The sequence below is a fragment of the Paenarthrobacter nitroguajacolicus genome (assembly GCF_007786235.1).
Taxonomy (GTDB): Bacteria; Actinomycetota; Actinomycetes; order Actinomycetales; family Micrococcaceae; genus Arthrobacter; species Arthrobacter nitroguajacolicus_A.
The window spans coordinates 1-537 of sequence record NZ_VNFK01000091.1; the positions used below are offsets into that span (position 1 = coordinate 1).

Here is a 537-nt window from a genome sequence, read left to right on the forward strand (position 1 = left end):
TTGCGCTTCAATCTCTTCAAACGTTTTACCCGTCGCCGCAGAGTACAGACCCATTAGGTTAGAGATACCCGCTTTGTTTTCCCAATCGTGAGCAATACGTGGTGGCGTTTCTGCATCTGTCTGAGCTTTGTTGATCTTCTTGATGATCGACTTAGGCTCTTCTAGCAGAGTAATTACGTTCTTACGGTTGTCATCCGACTTAGACATCTTCTTAGTCGCATCTTGCAGGCTCATAACACGTGCATTCACTGTTGGAATGTAAGGTTCTGGCACTTGGAAGATTGGCGTTTCAGGGCCGTAGATGTTGTTAAAGCGATTTGCGATATCACGCGCTAGCTCTAGGTGTTGTTTCTGGTCGCTACCTACTGGCACTTGGTGAGCACCGTAAAGCAGGATGTCTGCGGCCATCAACACTGGGTAGTCGTATAGGCCTACGTTTACGTCATTTGAGTGACGTGCAGACTTATCTTTAAACTGAGTCATCCGGCTCAGTTCACCCATTTGTGTGTAACAGTTAAGAAGCCAACCAAGTTGAGC

At 46.9% G+C, this 537-nt stretch carries 1 protein-coding gene; it reads right to left on the bottom strand.

The window, feature by feature from the left end:
* Positions 1 to 537: tryptophan--tRNA ligase (gene trpS, locus FQP90_RS23110; RefSeq protein ID WP_144653448.1), on the bottom strand; the 537-nt coding region annotated here is incomplete at both ends.